22 protein-coding genes, 1 pseudogene and 1 riboswitch are annotated in these 22980 nt (G+C 70.3%); of the genes and pseudogenes, 15 read left to right on the top strand and 8 right to left on the bottom strand.

Translation table 11 applies throughout. The features are described 5' to 3' along the window. The first annotated feature begins 45 nt into the window (after positions 1-45). Both BME24068_RS10105 and BME24068_RS10100 read left to right on the top strand, forming a co-directional pair. Entirely contained in the window at positions 46-618 is a 573-nt protein-coding gene (locus BME24068_RS10105) for a DUF1993 domain-containing protein (protein ID WP_174925981.1), read from the top strand. A gap of 63 nt (positions 619-681) precedes the next feature. Beyond that, a pseudogene (locus BME24068_RS10100) lies at positions 682-983 on the top strand (low molecular weight protein tyrosine phosphatase family protein). Positions 984-1008: 25 nt separating this feature from the next. Here BME24068_RS10100 and BME24068_RS10095 read toward each other — a convergent pair. Both BME24068_RS10095 and BME24068_RS10090 read right to left on the bottom strand, forming a co-directional pair. Beyond that, positions 1009-1437, bottom strand: a complete 429-nt coding sequence (locus BME24068_RS10095; RefSeq protein WP_096505460.1) for an NUDIX hydrolase — start codon at positions 1435-1437, stop codon at positions 1009-1011. 139 nt (positions 1438-1576) lie between these two features. After that, positions 1577-1819 (bottom strand): hypothetical protein, encoded by a 243-nt coding sequence (locus BME24068_RS10090; RefSeq protein WP_096505318.1) that lies wholly within the window; start codon positions 1817-1819, stop codon positions 1577-1579. A gap of 279 nt (positions 1820-2098) precedes the next feature. On the opposite strand from BME24068_RS10090, the gene BME24068_RS10085 reads away from it, so the two are divergent. The 4 genes from BME24068_RS10085 to BME24068_RS10070 all read left to right on the top strand — a co-directional run bounded on the left by BME24068_RS10085 (position 2099) and on the right by BME24068_RS10070 (position 6767). Next, a complete protein-coding gene (locus BME24068_RS10085; protein WP_174925980.1) occupies positions 2099-3268 on the top strand; it encodes a CaiB/BaiF CoA transferase family protein in 1170 nt (389 codons plus the stop codon). A gap of 111 nt (positions 3269-3379) precedes the next feature. Next, on the top strand, positions 3380-4681 hold the full coding sequence (locus BME24068_RS10080; RefSeq protein WP_174925979.1) for a CitMHS family transporter: 1302 nt from the start codon (positions 3380-3382) through the stop codon (positions 4679-4681). A 115-nt stretch (positions 4682-4796) separates the two neighbouring features. Then, on the top strand, positions 4797-5963 hold the full coding sequence (locus tag BME24068_RS10075) for an acyl-CoA dehydrogenase family protein (RefSeq protein WP_174925978.1): 1167 nt from the start codon (positions 4797-4799) through the stop codon (positions 5961-5963). A gap of 60 nt (positions 5964-6023) precedes the next feature. Continuing rightward, positions 6024-6767 (top strand): IclR family transcriptional regulator, encoded by a 744-nt coding sequence (locus BME24068_RS10070; RefSeq protein ID WP_096505310.1) that lies wholly within the window; start codon positions 6024-6026, stop codon positions 6765-6767. A gap of 32 nt (positions 6768-6799) precedes the next feature. Here BME24068_RS10070 and cobJ read toward each other — a convergent pair whose 3' ends face one another. The 4 genes from cobJ to cobG are packed head-to-tail and all read right to left on the bottom strand — an operon-like array spanning position 6800 to position 11235. Then, complete coding sequence (gene cobJ / locus BME24068_RS10065; protein ID WP_174925977.1) at positions 6800-8533, bottom strand: precorrin-3B C(17)-methyltransferase; 1734 nt, start codon at positions 8531-8533, stop codon at positions 6800-6802. Then, a complete protein-coding gene (locus BME24068_RS10060; protein ID WP_174925976.1) occupies positions 8530-9264 on the bottom strand; it encodes a precorrin-2 C(20)-methyltransferase in 735 nt (244 codons plus the stop codon). The genes cobJ and BME24068_RS10060 overlap by 4 nt, the downstream gene beginning before the upstream one ends. Beyond that, complete coding sequence (locus BME24068_RS10055) at positions 9261-9887, bottom strand: precorrin-8X methylmutase (protein WP_174925975.1); 627 nt, start codon at positions 9885-9887, stop codon at positions 9261-9263. Before BME24068_RS10055 ends, BME24068_RS10060 begins: the two co-directional genes overlap by 4 nt. Next, positions 9880-11235: a precorrin-3B synthase gene (cobG, locus tag BME24068_RS10050; RefSeq protein ID WP_279608829.1), complete on the bottom strand. Its 1356-nt coding sequence runs from the start codon at positions 11233-11235 to the stop codon at positions 9880-9882. Before cobG ends, BME24068_RS10055 begins: the two co-directional genes overlap by 8 nt. Before the next feature lie 106 nt (positions 11236-11341). Beyond that, a riboswitch (cobalamin riboswitch) is annotated at positions 11342-11532 on the bottom strand. A gap of 204 nt (positions 11533-11736) precedes the next feature. Between cobG and cbiE the strand changes: the two genes are divergently transcribed. From cbiE to cobM, 4 genes are read left to right on the top strand one after another with little or no spacing between them, the layout of a single operon-like run. Next, a complete protein-coding gene (cbiE, locus tag BME24068_RS10045; RefSeq protein WP_096505302.1) occupies positions 11737-12981 on the top strand; it encodes a precorrin-6y C5,15-methyltransferase (decarboxylating) subunit CbiE in 1245 nt (414 codons plus the stop codon). Further along, positions 12981-14069, top strand: coding sequence for a cobalt-precorrin-5B (C(1))-methyltransferase (locus BME24068_RS10040; protein ID WP_174925973.1), 1089 nt, complete (start codon positions 12981-12983; stop codon positions 14067-14069). Before cbiE ends, BME24068_RS10040 begins: the two co-directional genes overlap by 1 nt. 5 nt (positions 14070-14074) lie before the next feature. After that, positions 14075-14806 carry a cobalt-precorrin-6A reductase gene (locus BME24068_RS10035; protein ID WP_096505456.1) on the top strand — a complete coding sequence of 244 codons (732 nt, stop codon included), beginning with the start codon at positions 14075-14077 and terminating at the stop codon, positions 14804-14806. 43 nt (positions 14807-14849) lie between these two features. Continuing rightward, positions 14850-15578 (top strand): precorrin-4 C(11)-methyltransferase, encoded by a 729-nt coding sequence (gene cobM / locus BME24068_RS10030; protein WP_174925972.1) that lies wholly within the window; start codon positions 14850-14852, stop codon positions 15576-15578. Positions 15579-15627: 49 nt separating this feature from the next. Here the strand turns inward: cobM and BME24068_RS10025 are convergent, their stop codons facing one another. Next, positions 15628-16827 carry an MFS transporter gene (locus tag BME24068_RS10025; RefSeq protein ID WP_174925971.1) on the bottom strand — a complete coding sequence of 400 codons (1200 nt, stop codon included), beginning with the start codon at positions 16825-16827 and terminating at the stop codon, positions 15628-15630. Positions 16828-16959: 132 nt separating this feature from the next. On the opposite strand from BME24068_RS10025, the gene BME24068_RS10020 reads away from it, so the two are divergent. Further along, positions 16960-17472 (top strand): MarR family winged helix-turn-helix transcriptional regulator, encoded by a 513-nt coding sequence (locus tag BME24068_RS10020; RefSeq protein ID WP_174925970.1) that lies wholly within the window; start codon positions 16960-16962, stop codon positions 17470-17472. Positions 17473-17594: 122 nt separating this feature from the next. Here BME24068_RS10020 and BME24068_RS10015 read toward each other — a convergent pair whose 3' ends face one another. Beyond that, a complete protein-coding gene (locus tag BME24068_RS10015; RefSeq protein ID WP_096505292.1) occupies positions 17595-18299 on the bottom strand; it encodes a glutathione S-transferase N-terminal domain-containing protein in 705 nt (234 codons plus the stop codon). A gap of 491 nt (positions 18300-18790) precedes the next feature. Here BME24068_RS10015 and BME24068_RS10010 point away from each other — a divergent pair, with 491 nt between their 5' ends. Genes BME24068_RS10010 through BME24068_RS09995 form a run of 4 tightly spaced genes read left to right on the top strand, consistent with a single transcriptional unit; the run spans position 18791 to position 22916 of the window. Next, on the top strand, positions 18791-19957 hold the full coding sequence (locus BME24068_RS10010) for an ABC transporter substrate-binding protein (protein WP_174925969.1): 1167 nt from the start codon (positions 18791-18793) through the stop codon (positions 19955-19957). 49 nt (positions 19958-20006) lie between these two features. Beyond that, positions 20007-21086 (top strand): ABC transporter ATP-binding protein, encoded by a 1080-nt coding sequence (locus BME24068_RS10005; RefSeq protein ID WP_174925968.1) that lies wholly within the window; start codon positions 20007-20009, stop codon positions 21084-21086. A gap of 37 nt (positions 21087-21123) precedes the next feature. Then, a complete protein-coding gene (locus BME24068_RS10000; protein ID WP_096505284.1) occupies positions 21124-21993 on the top strand; it encodes an ABC transporter permease in 870 nt (289 codons plus the stop codon). After that, on the top strand, positions 21993-22916 hold the full coding sequence (locus BME24068_RS09995) for an ABC transporter permease (RefSeq protein ID WP_174925967.1): 924 nt from the start codon (positions 21993-21995) through the stop codon (positions 22914-22916). Before BME24068_RS10000 ends, BME24068_RS09995 begins: the two co-directional genes overlap by 1 nt. The last annotated feature ends 64 nt before the right edge of the window (positions 22917-22980 follow it).

Genomic DNA, 22980 nt, shown 5'->3' with positions numbered 1-22980 from the left:
CGACGCTGATATCGTGTGACGCGAACCATTACCCGGAGTGCAAGGATGTCCCCGACCCAACTGCTCGTTCCGACATTGACCCAGATGCTGCGCGCGCAAGCCGCGTGGCTCGACAAGGCGGCCGCGCACCGGCAGGCCGCCGGCGACATGCCCGATGCGATGCTGGCGCTGAAGCTCGCGCCCGACATGTATCCGCTCGCCGCGCAGGTGCGCTTCTCGTGTTTCCAGGCAATGGAACCCGTGTACCGGCTGCGCGGCGAGCCGCTGCCGGCCGCGCTGCTGGCGTTGCGGGAAGCCGGCTGGAACGCCGATGCGCAACCCGGCACGCTGAGCGACGCACAAGGCATCGTCGCGGGCACGATCGCGTTTCTCGGCGAACTCGCGCCCGACGCGCTCGACGGCGGCGCGGCGCTGCCGATCGCCCTCGAACTGCCGAACGGCATCGCGTTCGACATGACGGGCGAGCAGTACGCGCGCGACTGGGCGCTGCCGCAGTTCTACTTTCACACGATCGCGGCCTACGCGATCCTGCGCCATCACGGCGTCGATCTCGGCAAGGCCGATTATGTGCCGCACATGCTCGCGTACGTGCGGCCCGGCACGATTCCGCAAGGATGACGAACGGATGAGCGAACGCGGCGGCCACCGCCGGCCGGCGCACGCATCCGCACACGAACCGGGATGATCCGCGCGCGCTTCATTTGCAGCCGCGACCGGCTGCGCAGCCCGACGGCCGAGGCCGTGTTCGCCGCGTGGCCGGGCGTCGAAACCGGCTTCGCGGGCCTTGCGCCCGACGCGGCACGCCCCTGTGCGCGGACCCGCTCGAATGGGCCGAAATCGTGTTCGTGATGGAGCGCGCGCACGGCGCGCATCTGGCGCACCGGAAAGTCATCTGCCTCGACATTCCCGATCGCTATGCGGACATGCAGCCCGAACCGATCGCGCGGCTCGAGCGCAAGGCCGGCCCGTTTCTGCGTGCGTGACCGGTTATGACCGGCGCGGGCGCGTTCAGCGCGCGCGCAGCGACCCGTCGGCAAGCACCGAAAAACGATCGAGGTGCAACAGTTCGATGATCTTGCGCGTCGGCACGCTCGCGCGCAGCGTTTCGAGCCGTTCGACGTCGAACCACTTGCAGCGGGCGATTTCGTTGCTGGCGCGCGGCGTCAGGTGTCTGGGCACATCGGCCACGAATACGTGGTGGAGCTTCGTGAGCCCGCCGAACTGCACCGCATAGTCGAGCGCGAGCCCCTCCAGCCGCGTTTCCTCCGCCAGCTCGCGCTGCGCGGCCTCCAGCGGCGTCTCGCCGCGCCGGATCGTGCCGCCCGGCAGCGACCAGCGCGCCGCGCTGCGGGCGACCAGCAGCACGCTGCTGCGTTGACGGCAGACGATCGTGGCGCGTTCCTTGATGATGGCGAGGGTATCGGGCCCGGTACTCATGTTCGGCAAAACAGGTGCTGAATCGTGGAGGAAATGCGCGTCGTCCGATACTCGGGCGCGACGGCATGCAGGCAGCCGCGCCGATCTTACCGGGCGTTCATGACAGTTCCGTGCGCTGTGCCGCGCACCGGCTTTCGCGTCACGCGTGCGTGTAGAGTCCCGAGCGCGCGGGCTTGCCGTGTCGCACGTGGCGCCGCTTGTGGACGGTGCGCCGGTGATGTGGCGGCGGCGCCACATGCCGGCGCGGGGGCGCCGGGCGGGCGGCGGGCGACGCAGCCCCGGGCTGTACCTGGCCTTCACCGAAATGGAATGTCTGGGTTTGCGCGCGGGCGACGCCCAACGTCGACGCCAGCACGAGGGCCGCGAGCAGCATGCGTTTCATGAATCTTCGCCTTTCTTCATCAGTTCAACCGTGTACTGCCCGCCAGCTTAGCGAACGGCGGCCCCGCGCCGCAACCCGCCTGCGTTCGGTGTCGTCCCCAGTTGCGCGCGGCCGCTTTATCGGCCCGTCGGCCGGGACATTTCCAGCTTGACAACAAAATTCCCGAGTGTGAATATAAATTCACACACAAGAATTATTGTTCCAGCCGGGGAACCCGTGCCGCCGTTGCCGGCGCGGCGGAACCGGCGGTCCGATCAACCGGAAGCAGGAGCGAGACGCATGGCGGAACACGAGCAGCAGGGCGCGCTGGCAGGGTTGCGCATCATCGATCTGTCGCGGGTGCTGGGCGGCCCGTACGCGACGCAGATCCTCGCCGACCACGGCGCGGAGGTGATCAAGGTCGAGCCGCCGTCGGGCGACGAGACGCGCACCTGGGGGCCGCCGTTCGACGGTGACACCGCGTCGTATTTCCTCGGCGTGAACCGCAACAAGCTCGGCATCGCGCTCGACCTGACGAAGCCTGACGACCGCGAGCGGCTGCTCGGGCTGCTCGGGCAGGCCGACGCGGTGGTCGAGAACTTCAAGATCGGCACGATGGAGCGCTGGGGCCTCGGCTTCGACGCGCTGCACGCGCGCTTTCCGCGTCTCGTCTACTGCCGCGTGTCGGGTTTCGGCGCGGACGGCCCGCTCGGCGGGCTGCCCGGCTACGACGCGGCCGTGCAGGCGCTGGCCGGGCTGATGAGCGTCAACGGCGAGGCGGGCGGTGCGCCGCTGCGCGTGGGCGTGCCGATCGTCGATCTCGTCACCGGGCTGAACGCGGCGCTCGGCGTGCTGATGGCGCTGCGCGAACGCGATGCGAGCGGACGCGGCCAGTTCGTCGAATCCACGTTGTTCGACTGCGCGCTGTCGATCCTGCATCCGCATACGCCGAACTTCTTCCATTCGGGGAAGGCGCCGGTGCGCACCGGCAACGCGCATCCGAACATCACGCCGTACGACAGCTTTCCGACCGCGGGCGTCGACATCTTTCTCGCGGTCGGCAACAACGGACAGTTCGCGGCGCTCTGCGACGTGCTCGGCACGCGCGACTGGCCCGACGATCCGCGCTTCGCCGACAACCGCGCGCGCAGCGCGAACCGCGCCGCCTTGCGCGCGCTGCTCGAAACGGCGCTGGCCGCACACGACGGCGCGGCGCTCGCCGACCAGCTGATGCGCCGCGGCGTGCCGTGCGCACCGGTGCTCGGGCTCGATGCGGCGCTCGACCATCCGCACGTCGCGCATCGGCGGATGAAAGTCGAACTCGGCCGGCATCGCGGCATCGCGTCGCCGATCAAGCTCGGCCGCACGCCGGCCACGTACCGGCGGCCGCCGCCCGCGCTGAACGAACACGCAGCACAGGTCTTTACCGACGACGCGCACCACGACGGCAACGGCGATCGCCGGCGCTGACCGGCATCGCGACGGGCGGCCGCGCGACGACGCACGGCCGCACCCCGCACGCCCCTTCGGACACCCCGCCGCGCCGCGCACGACGCGCGCCGGCGCAAGAGGAGACACATCATGCTCGCATGGATCGGCGCGATTGCGATCGTCGCGCTGTTCGGCCTGATCATCACGAAACGGCTCGCGCCGCTCGTCGCGCTGATCGTCGTGCCGGTGACCGCATCGCTCGCGGCCGGGTTCGGGCTTCAGACCGGCAAGTTCATCGTGCACGGCGTGCAGAACATCGGCCCGATCGCCGGGATGTTCGTTTTTGCGATTCTATTTTTCGGAATCCTCACCGATGCGGGGATGCTCGATCCGATCATCGCGGGCGTGCTGCGCGTGATCGGCTGCCATCCGCCGCGCATCGTGATGGGCTCGGCGCTGCTCGCGCTGCTGATCCATCTCGACGGCTCGGGCGCCGTCACGTTTCTCGTCACGCTGCCCGCGATGATGCCGCTCTATACGCGGCTCGGGATGGACCGGCGGATTCTCGCGTGCGTCGCGTCGATGGCGGCCGGCGTCAACTTCCTGCCGTGGGTCGGGCCGATGCTGCGCGCGTCGGCGGCATTGCACATTCCCGGCTCGGCGATCTTCATGCCGATGATTCCGGTGCAGATCGTCGGGCTCGTGTTCGTGTTCGGCACCGCGTATGTGCTCGGCGTGCGCGAGGCGAAGCGGCTCGGGCTCGATCGCGCGGGCGCCGCAGCGCTCGCGATTGCGCCGCGCGAGCTGACCGACGCCGAACGCGCGTTGCGCCGCCCCGGGCGCTTCTGGATCAACCTCGCGCTGACGCTCGTCGTGCTCGTCACGCTGGTGTCCGGCATCGTCGACCCGATGGTGATGTTCATGCTCGGCACGGTGGCCGCGCTCGTGATCAACTATCCGGACGTGCAGGCGCAGCGCGAGCGGATCGACGCGCACGCGAAGGCCGCGCTGATGATGGCGAGCGTGCTGCTCGCGGCCGGCGCGTTCACCGGGATCATGTCCGGCACCGGGATGCTCAAGGCGATGGCCGAGGTCGTCGTCGCGCACGTGCCCGTCGAGCATGCGCGCCACATGCCGTTCGTGCTCGGCCTGCTGTCGATGCCGCTCAGCCTGCTGTTCGATCCCGATTCGTTCTACTTCGGCGTGCTGCCGGTGCTCGCGGAAAGCGCGAAGCTGCTCGGCGTGCCGCCGATCCAGATGGCGCAGGCCGCGCTGCTCGGCCAGATGACGACCGGGTTTCCGGTCAGCCCGCTCACGCCCGCGACGTTCCTGATCGTCGGGCTGACCGGCGTCGAGCTCGCCGAGCACCAGAAATTCACGATTCCGTTCCTGTTCGCCGCCACCGTGCTGATGGTCTTCGCCGCGGTCGCGACGGGCGTGTTTCCGTTATGAGCGCCCGCGGGCCTGTCGCTTCGCGCCGGGCCATGAAGGCGCCCGTCAACCTTCGGGCGGCCCGGCGCGTCGTTGCACATGCCGCGGCCGTTCACGTTTTCCGGGAGAGCAATCCATGCAGTTCGACCTGACCGACGACCAGCGCGCGATCGAAAGCGCGATCGAGAAAATCTGCGAACGCTTCGGCGACGATTACTGGCTCGAGCGCGACCGCGCGGGCGGGTTTCCGTCCGATTTTCACGCGGCGCTCGCCGAGGCCGGCTGGCTCGGCATCGCGATGGACCCGGCACACGGCGGCGCCGGGCTCGGGATGACCGAGGCCGCGCTGATGATGCGCACGATCAGCGCATCGGGCGCCGGCCTGTCGGGCGCGTCGGCCGTGCACATGAACATCTTCGGGCTGAACCCGGTGCAGGTGTTCGGCAACGACGCGCAGAAGGCGCGCTTCCTGCCGCCGCTGATCGCCGGGCGCGACAAGGCCTGCTTCGCCGTGACCGAACCCGACGCGGGCCTCGACACGACGCACCTGAGCACCCAGGCGCGCCGCGACGGCGACGATTACGTGCTGAGCGGGCGCAAGATCTGGATCTCGACCGCGCAGGTCGCGAACAAGATGCTGATCATCGCGCGCACGACGCCGCTCGACCAGGTCGCGAAGCCGACCGACGGGCTGAGCCTGTTCTATACCGACCTCGACCGTTCGCGCGTCGAGGTGCGCGAGATCGAGAAAATGGGCCGCAAGGCCGTCGACTCGAACATGCTGTTCATCGACAACCTGCGCGTGCCGCGCGACGACCTGATCGGCAACGAGGGCGACGGCTTCCGCTATCTGCTGCACGGGCTGAACCCCGAGCGGATCCTGATCGCCGCCGAGGCGATCGGCCTCGGGCAGGCGGCGCTGCGGCGCGCGACGCAGTATGCGTGCGAGCGCGTCGTGTTCGGCCGGCCGATCGGGCAGAACCAGTCGATCCAGCATCCGCTCGCGCAGGCGTGGATGCAGCTCGAGGCTGCGTGGCTGATGGTGATGAAGGCCGCGACGCGCTACGACGCGGGGCAGTCGTGCGGCGCGGAGGCGAACGCCGCGAAGTACCTCGGCGCGGAGGCCGCGTTCCAGGCATGCCAGACGGCGATCGCGACGCACGGCGGAATGGGCTATGCGAAGGAATACCATGTCGAGCGCTACCTGCGCGAGTGTATGATTCCGAGGCTCGCGCCCGTGAGTCCGCAACTGATTCTGTGCTACATCGCGGAGAAGGTGCTCGGGCTGCCGAAGTCGTACTGACCGTATCGACCCGGCGGCCTGCGCGGCGCGCGGCTTCCCGTTCCGAATCAAGCGCTCGCCATGGATGTCAAACTCGTTGCCCGCACGCTCGACCTGTTCGAGCTGTTCGCCGCCGAACGGCGGCCGCTGCCGCTCACCGAACTCGCGCGCCTGCTCAACGTGCCGGCGTCGAGTTGCCTGGCGATGGCGCGCACGCTCGTGAGCCGCGGCTATCTGTACGAAGTCCGCAAGCGCGGCGGCTACTATCCGACGCGGCGCCTGCAGACGATCGCCGCCGCGATCGACGCGACCGACCCCGTCGTCGACCTCGTGCATCCGCATCTCGTCGCGCTGCGCGACGCGAGCCGCGAGACGGCCGTGCTCGGCAAGATCCAGGGCGCGTCGGTCACGTATCTCGACGTCGTCGAATCCGAGCAGGCGATCCGCTATACGCGCCAGCCCGGCGAGCTGCGCCCGCTGCATGCGAACTCGATCGGCAAGGCGATCTTCGCGGAACTCGCCGACGACGCGCAGCAGGCGCTCGGCGCGCAGTTGTCGTTCGAACGCTTCACCGACGCGAGCGTCGCGGACCTGCCGGCGCTCGTCGCGCAAGCCGCGCGGTTTCGCGCACTCGGCTGGGCCGAGAATTTCGGCGAGAGCGCGCCCGAGCTGTCGGCGATCGCGGTCGCGGTGACGCTCGACGGCGACTGGTACGGGCTGTCCGTCGTCGGGCCGACCGAGCGGATCCGCCAGCATCGCGACGCGCATGCGGCGCTGCTGGTCGATGCGAAGGCGCGGCTGCTGGCCGAGCAGGGGCGCGGCTAGCGCCCCCGCGTGGCGCGCCGCGCGTCGGCCATTCAGCGATACCAGCGCGGCGTATAGACCCACTCGCGGCCGCCGTCGATCGCAAAGCGCCGCGTCGTCGACGACCCGACGATCACCATCGTGCGCATATCCACCTGATCGCTGCGCAATGCGCCGAGCGTCGTCGTCGCGAGCGTCGCGCCGGGGCGGCCGATGTCGCGGCCGAGCACGACGACCGTATCGGCTGCACGGTACGCGCGCACGATGTCGAGCGCGCGGTCGAGCTGCCACGGCCGCGCACGCGAGATCGGGTTGTAGAACGCCATCACGAGATCGGCTTGCGCCGCATGCCGCAAGCGCGTCTCGATCACGTCCCACGGTTTCAGGTTGTCCGACAGCGAGATCGCGCAGAAGTCGTGGCCGAGCGGTGCGCCGGCCTGCGCGGCGGTCGCGAGCGACGCCGAGATGCCCGGTTCCACGCGCAGGTCGACCGCCGCCCAGTGCGGGTCGCGCGCTTCGTCGAGCGCTTCGAGCACGGCCGCGGCCATCGCGAACACGCCCGGGTCGCCCGACGATACGACCGCGACGCGCCGGCCCTGTGCCGCCAGTTCGAACGCATGGCGGGCGCGCTGCATTTCCTCGCGATTGTCGGTGCCGTGCACGCGTTGATCGGCGCGGAACGGGCCGGCCATCGTCACGTAGGTCGTGTAGCCGAGGATGTCGGTGGCTTCGGCGAGCGCGCTGCGCGCGGCGGGCGTGAGCCACGCGGCGCCGCCCGGGCCCAGGCCGAGCACGGTCAGACGGCCGCGGGCGCGGCCGAGCGTGGCCGGATCGATCGGGTGTGAAGCGACGGCGCAGGCAAGACCGTCGGCGGTGGCGCGCAGCGTATGCGCGACGCGCAACGTGCTGCCGAGCAATGCGGCGGCATCGGGGTCGCCCGCGCGAGCGTGAGCAGCATCGACTTCGGCATCGGCAAAGCGCAGCGGCACGCCGAGCGTTTGCGCCGCTTCTTCCAGTCGAACGTTGCCGAGCAATGTGGCGGGCGCAACGAGCGCGGCGAGCGCCGGTCGTGCGAGACCCTGTGCATCGAGCAACGCTTCGACCCGCGCGGCAACCGGCGGCGACGCATCCGCCCGCGCACCATGCGCGTCGATACCGATCACCACGCTACGCGGATGAATCACGAGTTCGTCGCGCGCGCCGCGCCACGCGTCGGGCGTGACGCGGATCGCATGCGCTGCCGCGGCATCGCGCGGCAGCGCGACGTCGTCGAGCCACGGCGCCGCGCCGTCGATGCGCGTGGCCGCGCCCGCAAGCAGGTCGGACACGAAGCGCTTGCCTTGCGCGAGATCCGCGAGCGCATAGCCTTCGGGCGGATTGAGCACGCACGCGCCGAAGCGCAACTCGCCGCTCGTCGTGATCGCCGGCGCGACGCCGACGCATTCGGCGATTTCCCGCGCGATTACGTTGACGCCGGTCAGCCCGCCGAGCAGCGGCACGACGGCCGAGCCGTCTTCCGCGACGGCGAGCACGGGCGGCTCGACACCCTTGTCGGCGAGCGCCGGCGCAAGGCAACGGATCACGATGCCGGCCGCGCACAGCGCGACGATCGGCAGGCCGCGTGCGTAGAGCGCGCGCAGATGCGCGCCGAGTTCGTCGAACGGCACGTCGGCCGCGACGCGCGATGCGAGCCCGTGCACGAGGGCGCCCGGATAGCGCGCCTGGATGCGCCGCGCGGTGTCGAGCGCGCCGGCGCCGAGAATCACGATCGCGGGCGGCGTCGTCATCCTTGCCATTTTTCCCCCGGCACCACGAGCAGCGAGAAATACGGCGACGCCATCGGATCGACTGCGTCGAGCGGCACGATGCGCTGGGTCGCCATCGTCGCGCGCTCGACGTACAGCGCGCGTTTCGCGAGCCCCAGGTCGTCGAGCACGCGCCGCACCTTGTCGAAGTTGCGGCCGAGCTTCATCACGACGGCCGCGTCGGCCTGCGCGAGCCGCGCGCGCAATTCGTCCTCCGGCAGCACGCCGGACAGCACCGACAGGCTCTGGTTGCGATACACGAGCGGCTGGCCGAGCACGGCCGTGCCGCCGAGCATCGCGCACACGCCCGGGATCACCTCGGTGTCGTAGCGCGGCGCGAGCCGGTCGTGCAGGTACATGTACGACCCGTAGAAGAACGGATCGCCTTCGCAGATCACCGCGACGTCGCGCCCCGCATCAAGGTGCGACGCGACGATCCCGGCGGCCGTGTCGTAGAAGTCGGCGATCACCGTCTCGTAGCACAGCGGCGGCGGCAGCGCCTCGGTCGTCACCGGGTAGACGAGCGGCAGCTGCGTCTGCGTATCGACCAGGTACGCTTCGACGATCCCGTACGCGTTGCCTTTCTTGCCCTTCGCGACGAAATACGCGACCACCGGCGCGGCCTGCAGCACCCGCAGCGCCTTGATCGTCATCAGTTCAGGGTCGCCGGGGCCGACGCCCACGCCGAACAGGCGTCCGCGCGCGGCCGTCATTCGGCCTCCGTCGCGAGCGCGTTGACCGCGGCGGCGGCCATCGCGCTGCCGCCGCGCCGGCCGAGCAGCGCGACGTACGGCACGCCGCGGCTGTCGGCGGCCAGCATCGCCTTCGATTCGGCCGCGCCGATGAAGCCGACCGGAAAGCCGAGGATCAGCGCGGGGCGCGGAGCGCCGGCATCGATCATGTCGAGCAGATGGAACAGCGCGGTCGGCGCGTTGCCGATCACGACGACGCTGCCGGCCAGCCGCGGGCGCCACAGTTCGAGCGCCGCGGCCGAACGCGTGTTGCCGAGATGGCGCGCGAGATCGGGCACTTCCGGCTCGCCGAGCGTGCAGATCACGCGATTGCCGGCCGGCAGCCGCGCGCGCGTGATGCCTTCGGCCACCATCTTCGCGTCGCACAGGATCGGCGCGCCGGCCGCGAGCGCGGCGCGCCCGGCCGTGCCGGCGCCCGCCGAGAAGCGCAGATCGTGGACGACGTCGACCATCCCGCACGCATGGATCACGCGCACCGCGAGTTTCTCGAGGTCGGGCGGAACCCGCGACAGGTCGGCCTCGGCGCGGATCGTCGCGAACGACTGGCGGTAGATTTCCTGCCCGTCGCGAATGTAGTCAAGCATCGGTGGTGTCCTGGCTGTGCCGCGCGCCCGTCAGTCGGGCCGCGGCCTGGTCAATCGTCAGATGGCGCGCGAGCGGGGCGCCGAGGCCCGCGGCGGCGTCGCGCCGGTAAAGGTCGTAGCGCCCGGGCGCGACCGCGACGAGCGTGTGCGTCGCCGCGTGCGGCAGCGCGCAATGGCGCGCGCAACCTGTCAGGTGTACGTCGAGCGGACGGTCGATGCGCGCGGCCAGCGCGAGCGCGTCGCGTTTCGTATCGGCGCGCGATTTCGCGCAGCCTGCGCTGCCCGTGCACGCGACGAGCGATGCGAGCGGATCGGTCGGCGCGCACACGAGACCGAGCGACGCGAGCGCGTCGAGCACGGCCGGCGCGCGGTCATGTGTCACGCCATGCACGAACACGCCTTGCCAGGGCGTCATCGACAGCGTGCCGTCGCCGTCGGCTTCCGATATGTCGGCAAGCCGTTCCAGTTGCGTCGCGTCGAGCCGGCCGAGCGCGCATTGCGCGCCGACGCTGCAGCGGGCCGCGTCGAGCGACGGCCGCGCGCCGAAACGCAGCGCGGCATCGGACGGCGCGCGTCGCCAGCCGGCGAGCGCCGGGTCGGCCGCCAGCGGGAAGGGCAGAGCGTGTTGCGCACGTTCGAGCAGCGCGCGTTCGCCGCAGGTCGCGAGCAACGCGCGCATCCGCGCGACGTCGGCCGGCGCGAGATCGAGGAACGCGAGCAGCAACGCACGCACGAGCGCGACGGCCTGGTCGGGCGACACGTCGATCGACGCGGGCGTGTCGCCAGGGGCGACCGGCACGCAGCCGGCTAGGCCCGCGGCGATGCGCAGCGCGCCGTCGCCGCGACGCCAGGCGGCCAGCCAGATATCGTGCGGATGATCGAGCGCCGCGACCGATTCGCCGCCATCGAGCTGGATCGAGAATTTCGGTGACAGTTCGCCGCGACGCGGCTCGCGCGCCAACAGGTCGAAGAGGGGTGTCGCGAGTGCGCGGCTGTCGAGCAGCGCGTCGGGGTCGCGCCCGGCGAGCGGGCTGAGCATCAGGTTGCGGACGTCGTCGCTCATGGCGAGCGCGGCCCGGTCGTCGGCGGCATCGGCGGCGCGCGGGCCGAGGCCCGCGTCGAGCAACGCGCTGGCCAGCGGATCGGCCGCGCCGCCGCGAATGCCGCGCAGCTGAAGATTCGCGCGATTGGTCGCGTCGATCGCACCGGAGCCATAGGCGCGCGCGGCAGCGGCGATCGCGCGCGCCTGTCGCGCGTCGAGCCGGCCGCCCGGCAGCTTGATGCGGCACAGTCCGCCGTCGGCGGCCGCGACGACGCGCACGAGTCCCGGGCAGGCCGACGGGCGCACGGCGGGCGACACAGGAATCGAGACGGGGGCGGAACTCAACGGAATACGGGACAGTGTCGCGCAGCGGCCAACGCATCGGTACACCCCGCCCGACGCCGGCTGGCACGCACGCACTTTCAGGCCGGCAGGTCTCCTGGCTGACAGGTCGGCGCCTGCTCCCGGCCTTCCCGGTGAAACCAGTGGCATGAAAGGGAGATCGGCTCGCTGTCTACAGTTGCGGGGGCAGCCACGGCGGCGCGACGCGCGCCCCGTGTTCCCTCTTCGGCCCCGAAGGGCACCGGCGATCGAACGGCCGTAGGATACCCGATTTCGACGGCGCTTCGCGACCGCCCGGCCATGCGCCGGAGCCGGGGCAAAACACGGTGCGGGGCGGCGGGCCGGCAGATGAAACGCGCGGTGGAACACGGTACCATGCCGACTTTCGCAATGCGGACGGCCGCACCGGCGCCTTTACGGCCGCCGCGCGGCGACTCGATGGAATCGAACGATGGGGAAGGGTGCATGACGGCGTGGCTGACGGTAGTGGGCATCGGCGACGACGGCTACGCGGGGCTCGGACGCAGCGCGCGGCGCGCGCTGCTCGACGCGACGCGGGTGGTCGGCGCGAAGCGGCACCTCGACATGCTGCCCGCGCGGCTGCCGGCCGCGCGCGAAACGTGGCCGTCTCCGTTCGACCTGTCGGGCCTGCTCGCGCGCCGCGGCTCGCCCGTTTGCGTGCTCGCGAGCGGCGACCCGATGCTGTTCGGCGTCGGCGCGACGCTCGCGCGCGAACTGCTCCCCGACGAGTGGCGCGTGCTGCCCGCCCCGTCGTCGCTGTCGCTCGCGGCCGCGCGGCTCGGCTGGGCGTTGCAGGACATCGGCGCGGTGTCGCTCGTCGGTCGCCCGCTCGCGACGCTCGCGCGCCACCTGTTGCCGGGCCGGCGCCTGTTCGTGCTGAGCGCGGACGGCCGCACGCCGGCCACGGTCGCCGCCGAGCTCACGGCACGCGGCTTCGGCCCGACGCGCATCAGCGTGTTCGAACATCTCGGCGGCCCGCTGGAACGGCGCATCGACGGCCTCGCGCAGGACTGGAGCGTCGACGAAACGGCCGCGCTCAATCTCGTCGCGCTCGACTGCCGGGCCGGCCCCGACGCACCGCGCCGCGCGCTCACGCCCGGCTTGCCCGACGATGCGTACCGCCACGACGGCCAGCTCACCAAGCGCGACATGCGCGCGCTCACGCTCGGGCGCCTCGCGCCCGCACCCGGCGAACTGCTGTGGGACGTCGGCGCGGGCAGCGGCTCGATCGGCATCGAATGGATGCGCGCGCATCCATCGTGCCAGGCGATCGCGATCGAATCGCACGCCGAGCGGCAGCGCTTCATCGAGCACAACCGCGACGCGCTCGGCGTGCCGGGCCTGCAACTCGTCGCGGGGCGTGCGCCCGATGCGCTCGCGGGGCTCGCCGCGCCCGACGCGATCTTCGTCGGCGGTGGCGCGACGGCGCCCGGCGTGCTCGACGCGTGCTGGTCGGCGCTGAAGCCCGGCGGCCGGCTCGTCGCGAACGCGGTCACGCTGCAGGGCGAGCTGGCGCTCGCCGCGTGGCGCGATGCGCACGGCGGCACGCTCATGCGCGTATCGCTCGCGCACGCGGAGCCGCTCGGCCGCTTCGACACGTGGCGGCAACCGTTGCCCGTCACGCTGTACGACGTGCGCAAGCCGGACGCCACGGCAACCGGCCTGTCGAACCTCGCGGACCTCGCGTGATGCGCGACGAAACTCCCGAACAACCGGCGCCGCTGCGGTTCGGCTACACGACCGGCAGCTGCGCGACCGCGACGTCGCTCGCCGCCGCGCGCCTGCTGCTCGCGGGCCGCGCGGACGATGCAGTCGAAATCGTGCTGCCGAAGGGGCAGCGCGTAATGATGCGGCTCGAGTTCTGCCGCACCACGGCCGACGGCGCCGAAGCCGGCACGCTGAAGGACGCCGGCGACGATCCCGACGTCACGCACGGCGCGCTGATCTTCGCGCGCGTCGCGCTCGCCGCGACGCCGGGCGTGCGCTTTCATGCGGGGCCGGGTGTCGGCACGGTCACGCGCGCGGGGCTCACGCTGCCGGTCGGCGAACCGGCGATCAATCCGGTGCCACGCCAGATGATGACAACCCACCTCGACGCGCTCGCCGCCGAATACGGCCATACGGGAGGCTTCGACGTGACGATCGGCGTCGAGGGCGGCGAGGCGCTCGCGTTGAAGACGATGAACCCGCGCCTCGGGATCGTCGGCGGGCTGTCGATCCTCGGCACGACCGGCATCGTGCGGCCGTTCTCGTGTTCCGCGTACATCGCGTCGATCCACCAGGGCATCGACGTCGCGCGCGCGAACGGCATCGCGCACATCGCCGCGTGTACCGGCAACGCGAGCGAGGACGCGATGCGCGCGCATTACGGCCTGCCCGACATGGCGCTGATCGAAATGGGCGATTTCGCGGGCGCGGTGCTCAAGCACCTGCGCCGCGCGCCCGTCGCGCGCCTGTCGATGTGCGGCGGGTTCGGCAAGCTCAGCAAGCTCGCGGCCGGCCATCTCGACCTGCACAGCCGCCATTCGAGCATCGACCTGCCGCTGCTTGCGCAGTGGGCGTCGGAGGCCGGCGCGAACGACGCGCTGCAGGCCGCGATGCGCGCCGCGAACACGAGCCAGGAAGCGCTGAAGCTCGCGCAGGCCGGCGGCGTACCGCTCGGCGACATCGTCTGCGCGCATGCACTGCGCGTCGCGCGCGACATCGTGCCGGCCTCGGTCGCCGTCGAGATGTTCGCGATCGACCGGCAAGGCCGCTTCGTCGGAGACGCGCGATGAACGCCATGAACACCCGCATCCTGTTGCTCGGCGGCACCGGCGACGCGCTGAAGATCGCACGCGCGCTCGGCCCGCGACACGTCTACAGCCTCGCGGGCCTCGGCAAGGTGCCCGACGATTTGCGCTGCGACGTGCGCGTTGGCGGCTTCGGCGGCGCGGCGGGGCTTGCCGCCTATCTGCGCAGCGCGGATATCGGTCTCGTGATCGATGCCACGCATCCGTATGCCGCGCAAATCAGCGCGAACGCGGCGGCCGCCGCGCGCGGCGCCGGCGTGCCGCTATGGGCGCTGCGCCGCGCACCGTGGACGCCCGGGCCCGGCGACGACTGGCGGATGGTCGACGACTGGGCCGGCATCGAAGCCGCGCTCGCGCCGTTCCGGCGGCCGCTGTTCACGCTCGGCCGCGAACCGCTCGCGCATCTCGACGACATCCCGCCGCACCAGTTCTGGCTGGTGCGCTGCCTCGATCCGCATCCCGGCAACGCGCGCGCACAGGTCGTCGCCGCGCGCGGGCCGTTCACGCTCGACGGCGAACGCGCGCTGCTCGCGCTCGCGGGTATCGACGTCGTGGTCAGCAAGAACAGCGGCGGCGCGGCGACCGAAGCCAAGCTCGAGGTTGCACGCGAACGCCGGCTGCCGGTCGTGATGTTGCGCCGGCCGCCGCTGCCCGATGCCGATCGCGCGTTCGACTCGGCCGCCGCGCTGCTCGATGCACTCGATCCGGCCGCGCGCGCGTGATGCGGCGCGCCCGGCTGCACAATGAATTGACGGAGAATTTTCGATGACGGTGTATTTCATCGGCGCGGGCCCCGGCGACCCGGAGCTGATCACGGTGAAGGGCCAGCGCCTCGTGCGCGCGTGCCCGGTGATCCTGTATGCCGGTTCGCTCGTGCCGCCGGCCGTGCTCGACGGCCATCGCGCGGAACAGGTCGTCAATACGGCCGAGCTCGACCTCGATACGATCGTCACGCTGCTCGCCGACGCGCATGCGAAAGGGCAGGACGTCGCGCGCGTGCATTCGGGCGATCCGTCGCTGTACGGCGCGATCGGCGAGCAGATGCGCCGGCTGAAGGCGCTCGGGATTCCGTATGAAATCGTCCCCGGGGTGACGGCCACGGCCGCGTGCGCGGCGACGCTCGGCGTCGAGCTGACCCTGCCCGGCATCGCGCAGACGGTGATCCTCACGCGCTTCGCGGGCAAGACGACGATGCCTGAAGGCGAAGCGCTCGGTTCGCTCGCCGCGCATCGCGCGACGCTCGCGATTCATCTCGGCGTGCGGCATCTCGCGCGGATCGTCGACGAAGTGCTGCCGCACTACGGGCCCGCGTGCCCGGTCGCGGTGATCTATCGCGCGAGCTGGCCCGACGAGGCGCGCGTGACCGGCACGCTTGCCGACATCGTCGGCAAGGTGCAGGGCACGCAGATCGAACGCACCGCGCTGATCCTGATCGGGCGCGTGCTCGATGCCGAAGGGTTCGCGGATTCGACGCTCTATGCGAGCGGAGGCTGAGGCCGTCGTACGATCAGGCTCGCCCGTCATCCCCCGCATCTGACGTGCGTTACGCCCGCGCGGCGCGACGCGCAAACTGCGGCGCGAATCCCGCGGCCAGCGCGAACAGCACGACACACAGGCAAGCCATCGCGATCCACGCGGGCGACAGATCCGCGAGATGCTGGCGCACCACGCCCGCCGCGAACGGAAACAGCCCCGCGATCAGATAGCCGATACCCTGCACGAACCCCGTCAGCGATGCCGCATCGGCCGGCGTCGCCGCGTGATCGACGGTGACGATCAGCGACAGCGGAAACAGCGCGCCGATCCCGGCTCCCAGCAGCAGCGCGGCCGGCAACGCGAGCGCCTGCGGTGCGGCCAGCATCACCAGCAACCCGGCGAGCAGCGACGCGATCGCCGCGTGCAGCGCGGGCCGGCGATCGGGCAGGCGGTCGATCGTCGCCGAGATCGTCAGCCCCGCGACCACTTCCGCGAGCGTCACGCCGCCGAGCAGGGTGCCGGCCGCTGTCGGCGACCAGCCGAGCCGCATGTAGTACGGCGGCAGCCATGCCAGCACCAGCGTGTATGCGCCCGTCGCGATCCCGAAGAACGCCGCGAGCCGCCATGCGCGCGGCGAGCGCGACGGGCGTGACGGTTGCGCATGCGTGGCCGGCGTCGAAGCCGCAGCCGCGCCGAACGCGTCCGCATCGCCGCCGCGGCTGGCCAGCGGCCATGCGATCGCCGCGATCGCGGCCGGCAACGCCCAGCCCGCAAGCGCCGCGAGCCAGCCCCAGCGCGCCGCGGCAAACGGCGCGACGACGCTCGCGAGCACCGCGCCTCCCATGATCGACGTCGAATAAACGCCCATCGCGCCACCGATGCGCGTCGCGAATTGCGCCTTGATGAATCCCGGCAGCAGCGCCTGCACCAGCGCGATTCCGATGCCCGCGCAGCACGCGCTCGCCAGCAGCAGCCACGCATGCTGCGCGCCGATGCGCGATGCGCACGCGAACCCGATCAACGCGACACCGAGCCATACGCCGCCCGCGATGCCCGTCGCGCGCTGCAATCGCCGCGCGCTCAATGCGCCGAGGCCCATCAGCAGGATCGGGATCGTGGTCAGCAGGCTCGCCGCGCCGTCGCCGATGCCGGTCGCGCGCTGGATCATGTCGAGCAGCGGACCGATCGCGGCCAGCGCCGGCCGCAGGTTCAGTCCGACCAGTACGATGGCGGCCAGCCGCCAGCCGGGGGAAGTCGAGCGATTCATCAAACGGCCCTCGATATCGATGCACGGCGCCGCCGTCGGGGGAACCGTGCGTTTTCATGTAAAGTATCTCGACATCAAGATAAATGCTGATTTGTCTCGACGTCAAGATAACTGGTGAACCGAGGAGGGTTAATGGATCGAGCCGCGTATGCGCTCGCGCAGTGGCGCGTCGAGCGTCCGGATCTGGATGCGTCGTCGATGCTCGTGATGGGACGGTTGCAGGAGGCGGCGCTCGTGATCGCGCGCGACGGCCTCAATCCGCTGTTTGCGCGCTACGGGATGCAGCCGGGCGAATTCGACGTGCTGGCGACGCTGCGGCGCAGCGGCGCGCCGTTCGCGTTGACGCCGACCGCGCTGTACGACGCGCTGATGATGTCGTCGGGCGGCATGACCGCACGCATCGACCGGCTGCAGAAGGCCGGCTGGGTCGAGCGCCGGCCGAACCCGGCCGACGGACGCGGCACGCTCGTCGCGCTGACGGACGCCGGCCGCGCGCTGATCGACGACGCGGTGGTCGCGCACGTCGACAATCAGCGCGCGATGCTGGCCGCGTTGTCGGAGGCGGAGCAGGCGCAACTTTCGACGTTGCTGGAGAAACTGCTGGCGGGATGGGGGAAACAAGCGTCGGCGTCGGCCGTGAAATAGCTGCGCCGGATCGTCACGCCGGACGCAACGAGCGGAAGCCGGACACGCAGAAGGGAAGCGGGAAAACCGCCCGCCGCGCGATGCGGCGAGCCGGACAGGCAGCGGGCAGCCCGCTGCGCAGCTCAGTCGCGAGCCGGGATATTGAGCCCGCGCGCGACGGCCGGGCGCGCAACGAACGCTTCGAGCGCGCGTGCGACGTGGCGGAACTCGCCGAAGCCGACGAGATCGCCGGCCTCATAGAACCCGACGAGGTTGCGCACCCACGGGAAGATCGCGATGTCGGCGATCGTGTACGTATCGCCCATCACCCACTTGCGGTTCGCCAGATGCGCATCGAGCACGCCGAGCAGGCGCTTCGATTCGGCGACGTAGCGGTCGCGCGGCCGCTTGTCCTCGTAGTCGCGGCCGGCGAACTTGTGGAAGAAGCCGACCTGGCCGAACATCGGACCGATGCCGCCCATCTGGAACATCACCCACTGGATCGTCTCGTAGCGGCCGGCGAGGTCCTTCGGAATCAGCTGGCCCGTCTTGTCCGCGAGATAGATCAGGATCGCGCCCGATTCAAACAGCGGCAGCGGTTTTCCGTCCGGGCCGTCCGGATCGATGATCGCCGGGATCTTGTTGTTCGGGTTCAGCGACAGGAATTCGGGCGACAACTGGTCGTTCGTGTCGAAACGCACGAGATGCGGCTCGTACGGCAGGCCGGTTTCCTCGAGCATGATCGACACCTTGACGCCGTTCGGCGTCGGCAGCGAGTACAGCTGGAGACGGTCGGGATGCTGGGCCGGCCATTTTTTCGTGATCGGGAAGGCGGACAGATCGGGCATGGAGGTTCGCTCGTCAACGTGGAGGATCCGCGCGCCGCCGGCCTGCCGCGCGTCGCCGCGGGCCCCCGGCACGGCGGCAGGAACGGGACGATCGCATCGGCATGGCGGGCGGGGCGCGCCGAAAACGCCCACTGTAGCCGATCCCCGCGATCGCTGCAGACGGCGACCCGGCGTCGCGGCATGCATCGCGCCGTGCCGCACGGCACGGCACCGCGTCGTCGGAAGTCGTGCCGCATCCGTACCCGGGCCGGCGCGGCGGCATGAACCGATTTCATTTCAGCGGCTATTGATATACGACGTCCTAACACGCCGCACGTCCATTGCCACGCGGCGCCACGAAGTCGGTCAATCAGTAAATCCTCAACAAACGGAAGGTTTTTGTTAGGGAAACTCCCGCCCCGCGCCGCTCGGTTTTTTGTTGACCGACATCGTATAACGCCGTCATGATTTCCTGAAAGAAAGGTCCCATCCACCGACCGAAGTGAGGAGACATGAACACAACCACGATCGGGCGCCGCGTCTGCCGAATCGCCCTGGCGCTGGGCTTCACGCTGTCGGCCGCGGCGGCCGTCGCGGCCCCCGTGTCGCTGAATGTCGTCGACGTCGCGGGCAACCTGCAACTGACGCAGAAGGCCATCGAGGCCTTCAAGGACAAGAACCCGAATCTCGTGTCGAACGTCACGTTCACGAATGCGCCCGCGCCGCAGCTGCCGGGCAAGATCAAGGCGATGCAGGCGGCGGGGCGCTCCGACATCGACCTCGTGCTGACCGGCACCGACGCGCTGGCCGCCGGCATCGAGCAGAACCTCTGGCTCAAGCTGCTGCCCGACAACGCGGGCGCGTTCCCCGGCGTGCTCGACAAGTACGCGCCCGGCCCGCGCAAGATGCAGGATCTCGCGCAGGGCTTCGGCCTCGAAGTGACCTACATGCCGGCCGGCCCGCTGCTCGAATACAACCCGGCCAAGGTCGGCGATCCGCCGAAGACGCCCGCCCAGCTGCTCGCGTGGTGCAAGGCGCATCCGAACAAGCTGATCTACGCGCGCCCGGCGAACTCGGGCCCGGGCCGCACGTTCCTGATGGGGCTGCCGTACGTGCTCGGCGACAAGAACCCGCAGGATCCGATCAACGGCTGGGACAAGACCTGGGCGTTCTTGAAGCAGCTCGACGACTGCATCCCGTACTACCCGGGCGGCACGTCGGCGGTGATGAAGGAGCTCGGCGAAGGCACGCGCGACATGACCGTGACCGTCACCGGCTGGGACATCAACCCGCGCGCGCTCGGCATCGTGCCGGCCGATTTCCGGATCCAGGCGTTCGACAATATGACGTGGGTCAACGACGCGCACTACATGGTGATCCCGAAGGGCGTGCCGAAGGACAAGCTCGACGTGCTGTTCAAGCTGATGAACTTCCTGCTCGAGCCGCCGCAGCAGGCGATGACCTACGACGACGGCTACTTCTATCCGGGCCCGGCGGTAAAGGGCGTGACGCTGGAGATGGCGCCCGCGCACAGCCAGGACGTCATCAAGAAATTCGGCCGCCCCGAGTACGCCAGGCTGCTGGCCGATCATCCGCACGTGCAGCCGCTCAGCGCGCAGGCGATGGTCGCCGCGTTCCAGAAGTGGGACCGCGAGATCGGTTCGCAGAAGTCGAAATGACGCATGAACCCGCGGGCGCTGCGGCGCCCGCGCCGACGGAGTTCGCGTAATGAAGCACAGTTTCGAACGGCTGCGGCTCGACGGCGTGTGCCGCAGCTTCACCAATGCGGAGGGCGCGCAGGTCGCCGCACTGAACGGGCTCGATCTCGATATCAGGCGCGGCGAGTTCATCGCGCTGCTCGGCCCGTCCGGTTGCGGCAAATCGACCGCGCTGAACTGCATTGCCGGGCTGCAGCCGCTCACGAGCGGCGGCATCTGGCTCGACGACACGCGCATCGACGTGCTGCCGCCCGAGCGCCGCGGCTTCGGGATGGTGTTCCAGAACTACGCGCTGTTTCCGCACATGTCGGTGCTCGAGAACGTCGGCTTCGGGCTGAAGATGCGCGGCGTGCCGAAGCAGGAAACGCGGCGGCGCGCGCAGCAGGCGCTCGAACTCGTGCAGCTCGTCGGCCACGAAGGCAAGCTGCCCGGGCAGCTGTCGGGCGGCCAGCAGCAGCGCGTCGCGATCGCGCGCGCGATCGTCATCGAGCCGCCGCTGGTGCTGATGGACGAGCCGCTGTCGAACCTCGACACGAAGCTGCGCATCGAGATGCGGGCCGAGATCCGCCGCATCCACACGCAGCTCGAACGCGCGACGATCTACGTGACGCACGACCAGGACGAGGCGCTGTCGATGGCCGACCGGATCGTCGTGATGAAGGAGGGCGTCGTGCAGCAGGTCGCGTCGCCGAAGGACGTGTACACGCGCCCGCACAACCTGCACGTCGCGCGCTTCATGGGCTATCGCAACGTGCTGCCGTTCACGCTGGAAGGGATGGCCGGCGATCACGTGAACGTCACGGCCGCCGGCGTGCGCCTCGCGGGCGTGCCGATGGCCGGTTTCGACGGCAAGGACGTGCTGGTCGCGCTGCGTCCCGACGATATCGAACGCGCGACGGAAAGCGCCGACAACGCGTTCGACGCGACCGTCGACACGCTCGAGTACGGCGGCCGCGATTCGCTGATCCGCGCCACCACGCCGTTCGGCCCGATCTGGGCGCGCGTGGCCGGCGAATTCGCCGAAGGCGAACGGCTGCGCCTGCGCGTGGCGCCGGCGCGCACGCTCGTCTACGCGGGAGACGCGAAATGAACGACGCACGCGCGGCGCTGGGCCGCCGGGAGGCCGCATGAGCACGCTCGCGGCCGGTACGCGGCGCGACGCGAAGGCGTGGCTCGTCACGCCCGCGCTCGCGTTCATCGTCGCGCTGTTCATCTATCCGTTCGCCTACGGCCTCGTGCTGTCGTTCCAGCCGATGAACGGCGGCGGCGCGCTCGCGAACTACGTGCAGTTCTTCACCGATACCGCGATGTGGCCGACCGTGCTCGTCACGCTGAAGCTCGCGGTGCCGGCCACGCTGATCAACGTCGGCATCTCGGTGCCCGTCGCGTTCGCGCTGCGCCGCAATTCTCCGTACCAGAAGTTCGTCACGACGCTGCTGGTGATTCCCGTCACGCTCGGCACGGTGCTCGTCGCCGACGGGATGCTCACGTACTTCGGCCCGAACGGCTGGTTCCCGCAGGCGCTGCAGGGGCTGCACCTGTACACGGACGAAGTGCGCCTCACGCACAACTACTGGGGCGTGCTGCTGTCGCTGATCGTGTCGGGCTTTCCGTTCGCGTTCCTGCTGATGCTGTCGTACGTCAGCGGCATCGATCCGACGCTCGCGCGCGCCGCGGCCACCCTCGGCGCGAACCCGTGGCAGCAGTTCCGGCAGATCTACCTGCCGCTGCTGGTGCCGGGGCTCACGATGGCCGCGTGCCTGTCGTTCGTGCAGGCGTTCTCGGTGTTTCCGTCGGCCGTGCTGCTCGGCGCGCCGGCCGGGCCGACGCGCGTGATCTCGATCGCGGCCGCCGAAGCCGCGTTCGAGAGCTACGACTATTCGCTCGCGTCCGCGATCGCGATCGTGATGGGCTTCGTCCAGTTGCTGGTGGTCGCCTCGATGCTCGGCGCGCGCCGCTTCTTCTATACCGGTCCGGTCACGGGAGGCAAGGGCTGATGGGGACCGACAATCATGCCGCGCCAGCCTGGCCGCCGAAGCACAACCCGCCCGGCGCACAGCCCGTCAACGCGATGAAGCCGCGGAAGCTGCGCGGCAGCCTCGCCGGCCGCGCGTGGAAGGCGCTCGTGTGGGGGCTGATGGCGTTCTTCCTGCTGAACGTGATGCTGCTGATCGCGACCGTCGCGGTGAATTCGGTCGCGACACGCTGGTTCGGCACGCCGCTGCCGCAGGGCTTCACGCTGCACTGGTACGCGAAGGCATGGGAAGACTTCCAGCTCGCGAGCGTGCTGTGGGTGACCGTCGAAGTCGTCGGCGCGGTCGTGCTGCTGTCGGTCGCGCTCGGCGTGCCGGCCGCGTATGCGCTCGCCCGCGTGCAGTTTCGCGGCAAGCGCTTCGCGCTGCTGGTGTTCCTGCTGCCGCTGATGGTGCCGCCCGTCACGTACGGGATCCCGATGGCGACCGTCATGTACAAGGTCGGACTCGCGGGCACGCTGCCGGGCGTGATCCTCGCGAACCTGGTGCCGGCGCTGCCGTTCGTGATCCTCGTGATGACGCCGTTCATCGAGCAGATCGACCCGAATCTCGAATCCGCCGCGCGGATCTTCGGGGCGAACACGTGGCGCTATTTCCGCTACGTGCTGCTGCCGCTGCTGGTGCCCGGCATGCTCGCCGCGGGCCTGCTCGTGCTGGTGCGCACGATCGGGATGTTCGAGCTGACTTTCTTCACCGCGGGCCCGAGCACGCAGACGCTCGTCGTCGCGCTGTATTACGCGGTGTTTTCGACCGGCGTGCGCGCGCCGCAGTCGATCGATGCGATGGCGATGATCTACATGGCCATCACGCTCATCTGGGTCGTGATCGCGCTGCAGTTCGTGAGCCCGACGCAGCTGGTGAGCCGCGTGAAGCAAGAGCGGCAGTAACCGCGACCCGATCGACGCGGCAGCAGGGCGGCCGCGTGATTGCATTGCGCCGCGCGGACGTTGG

The organism is Burkholderia anthina (assembly GCF_902498995.1).
GTDB lineage: Bacteria > Pseudomonadota > Gammaproteobacteria > Burkholderiales > Burkholderiaceae > Burkholderia > Burkholderia anthina.
This window is presented reverse-complemented; position numbering and strand designations above follow the sequence as displayed.